Below are 5,019 nucleotides of genomic sequence, written 5' to 3' on the forward strand. Positions count from 1 at the left end.
CTCTCGGGACATCTCGACGAGCCGTTGTTGCTGCCTGTCGACTGAGCTGGAGGCCCCGATGTCCGTGCTGAATCCCGCTGCGCGACTTATGGGCTGTTCAGGATTGGAGCCTTCGTGCTGTGAAGCTGCTGATGGCTTCGAGCCAGCCGTGGGGGTCGTCTCGGTGGAGGCAGTGCCCGGTATCGAGGACGGTGACCTGAGCGTCGAGGCTGATGGTGAACCGGCGCCGGTCTTGGCCTCGCAACGCGGTCGAGTCCTCAAGGCGGTTGACGCCAGGCGCGTCAGGGGCGAGCAGCAGCATGACCGCTGCGTCCCGGGGTGGGAGCTGGTCGCCTTGTGTCCATGTCGGACCGCGGAGGAGTCCGGCGGCGACGTCATCGGCCTGGCAGCGGGCGAGGTCCGCCACGGCGTGGTGGCAGTCCTCCTCGGCCCAGCGGGGCTGCTCTGCCCGGGCCCTGGCGATCTCGGTCGCGATGTCCAGCCGTGCCGCGGGCGCGCCGTCGCGGACGGCGCTGGCCTCGGCGTCCCAGTCCACGCTCGCGGGGCCGGGCAGCTCCTCGAGCACCAGCCGCGCGGTTATATGCGGCTGCTCCACGAGCAGGGCCAGGGCGGTGGCGGCACCGAAGGAGTGCCCCAGCACCAGGTCGAAGTCCTGCACTGCGGTGCTAGCGGCGACAGCCGACGCCGCTAGGCCGGGAACCAGCGGTGCGCCCAGCGCAGGGCTGTTCCCGTGGCTGGGCAGGTCGACGGCCGTGACTGACCAGCCGCGCGCTGCCAGGGCGGGACCGACGCGCCACCAGGTCGCCGAGGAGGAGGCCGAGCCGTGCAGCAGCAGCACTCGACGCGGCCCACTTCCCCAGGAGCGCTGGTGCAGCCCCGCCGTCGTCATGCCGTCGATGTCTCCCCGGTACGGCCGGAGCGGTGTGCATCCGCCAGCAGTTCCCGGGCCGCCCCCACCAGCGCCGCGTTGTCCGGGGCCGTGGACCCGTCCGGGAGTACCAGGACGTCCTCGAGACCGATCCGGGTCCACAGCCCCAGGCGGCCTGCGACGCGCAGCGCCGGCCAGCTGCTGGACCCCTCACCGTGCAGCAGCACCAGGCCTCCCACCGTGGAGCCCACTCCGCGGACCAGGTCGAGCAAGCGACCGGCTTCGGCGTCGACCGCAGGGGCGTCCAGACCGTCCGGGAGCTCAAGCAGCACGCGCAGGCACCTGTCGCGGACCGGCGAGGCGAGCCAGGCCTCCACCGCCTCGGCGTGCCACAGGCCGGCTTCCACGCCGACACCGATGGCGAGCAGCGCGGCAGCGACCTCGTCCGCGCCGTCCTCGTGCCAGTTGACCGACGCGAAGTCCGGCAGCACCGCCAGCTTCCGCCATGACCGGATCGCCGCCACGCGGGCATCAGCGTCCGGAAGCGCCCACGCCCCGGTCGTGACACCGACCGGCACCCCAGGGGCGGCCGCCCGCACCGAGGTGAGCACGGCAGCCAGGGCGGTTCCGTCGAGGGTGTCGGCGCCCTGCTTGTCCTTCACGTGCAGATGCACTGCGTCAACGCCCACCGCGGCCACCGCCGCCACGTCGTACGCCAGCTCCGCCGCCGTCATTGGCAGCGCCGGGTGCTCCTGCGGACCTCGGGCACCGTTCACACACGCCTTCAGCATCCAGTCATTCTGCCGTTCACCACCGACATCCACATCAAAGCGTCCGGTGGACCCGTTCAGGGATCGTCTTTCGGGACGCTCAGGGCGACCTGACGGATCGGCCGGCATAGCGGGCCCACGGCTCAGCAGCCTTGCTCGCGTGGAGGAACGCCACCTGCGTGCTGTAGCCGAGTGCTTCGGCGACGAGCGAGGGCGGACATTCCAGGACGAGTTCGCCGATGGCTCGGTTGCGGGCGCCGAGGAGGTTGACCCCGAGGGTGCGAAGCCGGTCCATAACGGTGTTGGGGTGCAGGTGGCGGCCAGCGACAGTGCTGGGGAACAGCCACGGGCTGTCGGGACCCGCGCCGGTGCGGAGGTTCGGCCGGACGACGAGATGTTCGCGTAGAAGCGAGGCGAACGGCTCGGGAACGTTGGTCGGGTGCTTGCCGAGGGTGATGCTCATGCCGGAGTCGGCGTCGTCGATGATGCTGGTCTGGAAGGTGACGACCTTGACCAAGGGCTGGGCGTAGAGCAGCAGGAGCATGCCTGCGACGCGGTAGGGGATCGACTCGCTGGTGCCGGTGAGAAGCTCGTGGATCCAGGCGAGCCGCTGGTCCTGGCTCAGCGAAGGACTGGTCTTGGCTGACCGATGCTGGACAGTGACGGCGGTGTTGAGGCGCGAGCGTCGGGCGACTATGAAGAAGTTCCTGATGCTAGAGCGCGTCGTTGGCCCGCCGGCGAGCCATTCGTCGATGTCTGGCTGGGTGCAGGTGGCGGCGGTGCGCTGGTAGGTCTCGTGCAGCCACACGAGGAACTTCACTGTTTCAGTGATCTCTTGTTTGGCCGAGTGGACTGGGCCTCGTGTGGACGCGCTCCCCGCTGCCTTGGCGCGGATGCGCCTGAGGTGGTGCCAGGTGGCGAAGTGCTGGACGGGTTGGCGCACCTCGTCGGGGAGCCCGTCGAGCTTGGCGCCGATCCATTGCTCGAAGCGAGCGAGGTAGGGGTCGCGGTGGGGGAGCAGGCCGTGGTGCTGCAGGAGGGCGCGCAGGTGCTCGGCTTGTTTGCTGGACACTCTGAGCTGACCCGCGCTCCGGCGAACCAGCCGGCGCACCGACGAGCGGGTCGTTGGTAACCTGCGGTGGCCGTTCGGCCCGACCCCACCGTCTGCTCGGAGAGACCCCTTGACCCTGTTGTCGCCCAGCACCCCCGCGAGTCGTTGATGGCCCTGTTCCGGGAAGAGGCGGACGTCTCGGTCCGCCCGGCGGTGCCCGGCGACGAGGTCGCGATCGCGGCGATCCAGCTCGACGCGTGGCGCACGGCGCACGCCGACGTGCTCGGCACGGCGGCGCTGGACAGCCTCGACCCCGCCGCGTTCCGGGAGCGCTGGGCCGCCGCGATCACGACGCCGCCCGGGCGCGGGTACCGGGTGCTCGTGGCGTGCGAGGGAGCGACCGTCGTCGGCTTCGCGGCGGTGGGCCCGCTGCCGGCACCCGAGCAGGCGCCGCTCGCGGCGCCCGGCGGGGAGCTGCTCTCGCTCGAGGTCGCGCCGCGCTCCCAGCGCACCGGGCACGCCTCCCGGCTGCTCGCGGCCGCCGTCGACCTGCTCCGCGAGGAGGGCGCGGGCTACGTCGTGGCCTGGGTGCTCGACGGCGACGCGGCACGCGCCCAGTTCCTGCGCTCCGCCGGCCTCGGCCCGGACGACTCGACCCGCGAGCTGGCCACCGGCCCGACGCCGGACCGGACCGTCTCCGAGCACCGCTGGCACGCCCAGCTCTAACCGCCCACTCGACGTGTCAGTCCGAGCGCGCACCAGGGACCGCGTTCCGCCTGACAACTTTCGAAAACCCCGACGTGTCAGTCCGAGCGCGCGCCAGGGACCGCGCTCGGACTGACACGTCGTACGAGGGGTGCGATCGTTCGGTCGGTTGCGGGGTGGGCGCGGGACGCCGGGTGCGGTCAGGTCGCTCGGTGCAGGCCGGCCGAGCGGCGCAGCGCCTCGCGTGCCCGACGGCGGTCGCCCGCCGCGTCGTAGGCGAACGCGAGCCGGTACCACGCGGCCCAGTCGTCGAGGTTCGCCTCGGCCTCGGCGCGGGGCGCCTCGAACGCCGCGCGGGCGGCGGCGCGGTCGATGCGCCCGCTCGCCGAGCGCGGCAGGTCGTCCACGGGCAGCGCGCCGTCGGCCGCGAGCTCGTCGGCCATCCGCTGGACCTCCACGGCGAGGCGCCACTCGCGCACCAGGATCCACACGGCCAGCGCCGGGAGCAGCAGCACGGCGGCACCCAGCACGACGCCGACGACCTCGCCGGTCCGGATCAGGGCCAGGCCGCGCGACGCGACGACCGTGACGTACAGCGCGAGCAGTGCGGTCAGCGCGAGCGCGCCAAGGAGCGGGGTCCGCTTCATCGTCGCCGGCCCGTCAGCTCAGGTCGAGCAGGTGCTCGAGGCCGACCGTCAGGCCGGGCCGCGCCGCGATGCCGCGCACCGCGAGGAGCACCCCGGGCAGGAACGAGACCCGGTCGAACGAGTCGGTCCGGATCGTCAGCTGCTCCCCCGGGTTGCCGAACAGGATCTCCTCGTGCGCGACCAGCCCGCGCAACCGCACGCTGTGCACGTGCACGCCGTCGACGTCCGCGCCGCGCGCACCGGTGAGCCCGGTCGACGTCGCGTCGGGGACCGCGCCGAGCCCGGCGTCCGCACGGGCCGCGGCGATCGCCTGGGCGGTGTGCCGGGCGGTGCCCGACGGCGCGTCGATCTTGTCGGGGTGGTGCAGCTCGATCACCTCGGCCGACTCGAAGAACCGCGCAGCCGTCGCGGCGAACGTCATCGCGAGCACCGCGCCGAGCGCGAAGTTGGGGGCCACCAGGACCCCGACGCCGGGCGCCCGCGTCAGGTGCTCGCGGACCCGGTCCAGGGACTGTGCGGTCCAGCCGGTGGTCCCGACGACGCCGTGCACCCCTGCGTCGATCAGCGCGTGCACGTTGGCCTCGGTCGCGGACGGGACCGTGAAGTCGATGGCGACCTGGGCGCCGGCCGCGGCGACCTGCGCGACGTCGTCGTCGTGGTCGAGCGCCGCGACGAGCTCGAGGTCGGGCGCCGCGTCGATGCCGGCGCGCACCATCGTGCCCATCCGGCCGGCGGCCCCGAGGATGGCGACGCGGATCGGCCCGGACATGGTCTGCTCAGTCACGGGACCACACCCTACTTCCTGCGCCCGAGGCCCCCGGCCGCGCAGGAGAACCCCGCCGAGACGAAGAAGACCCCCGCTGGCGCAAAAAAAACCCGCTGGCGCACGACCCTCGACCGAAGAACCCCGCTGACGCGAAAAGAACCCCGCAACGTCCGAGCGTTGACGTCCTATAGGACGTCAACGCTCGGACGTTA

Annotated in this window: 6 protein-coding genes; 1 reads left to right on the top strand and 5 read right to left on the bottom strand. The window is 72.5% G+C overall.

What is annotated here, in order from left to right:
- Positions 1-97: 97 nt before the first annotated feature.
- From VIM26_RS01130 to VIM26_RS01140, 3 genes are all read right to left on the bottom strand, one after another.
- Positions 98-889, bottom strand: a complete 792-nt coding sequence (locus tag VIM26_RS01130) for an alpha/beta hydrolase (protein WP_331948470.1) — start codon at positions 887-889, stop codon at positions 98-100.
- On the bottom strand, positions 886-1,659 hold the full coding sequence (locus VIM26_RS01135; protein WP_331948471.1) for a 3-keto-5-aminohexanoate cleavage protein: 774 nt from the start codon (positions 1,657-1,659) through the stop codon (positions 886-888). The genes VIM26_RS01130 and VIM26_RS01135 overlap by 4 nt, the downstream gene beginning before the upstream one ends.
- Positions 1,660-1,738: 79 nt before the next feature.
- Positions 1,739-2,710 (bottom strand): hypothetical protein, encoded by a 972-nt coding sequence (locus tag VIM26_RS01140; protein ID WP_331948472.1) that lies wholly within the window; start codon positions 2,708-2,710, stop codon positions 1,739-1,741.
- A gap of 147 nt (positions 2,711-2,857) precedes the next feature.
- Between VIM26_RS01140 and VIM26_RS01145 the strand changes: the two genes are divergently transcribed.
- On the top strand, positions 2,858-3,415 hold the full coding sequence (locus tag VIM26_RS01145; RefSeq protein WP_331948473.1) for a GNAT family N-acetyltransferase: 558 nt from the start codon (positions 2,858-2,860) through the stop codon (positions 3,413-3,415).
- A 179-nt stretch (positions 3,416-3,594) separates the two neighbouring features.
- Here the strand turns inward: VIM26_RS01145 and VIM26_RS01150 are convergent, their stop codons facing one another.
- Both VIM26_RS01150 and dapB read right to left on the bottom strand, forming a co-directional pair.
- On the bottom strand, positions 3,595-4,041 hold the full coding sequence (locus VIM26_RS01150; protein WP_331948474.1) for a hypothetical protein: 447 nt from the start codon (positions 4,039-4,041) through the stop codon (positions 3,595-3,597).
- Between the two features lie 13 nt (positions 4,042-4,054).
- Positions 4,055-4,810: a 4-hydroxy-tetrahydrodipicolinate reductase gene (gene dapB, locus VIM26_RS01155; protein ID WP_331948475.1), complete on the bottom strand. Its 756-nt coding sequence runs from the start codon at positions 4,808-4,810 to the stop codon at positions 4,055-4,057.
- Positions 4,811-5,019: the final 209 nt, after the last annotated feature.

This window comes from Pengzhenrongella sp. (genome assembly GCF_036565025.1).
GTDB lineage: Bacteria > Actinomycetota > Actinomycetes > Actinomycetales > Cellulomonadaceae > Pengzhenrongella.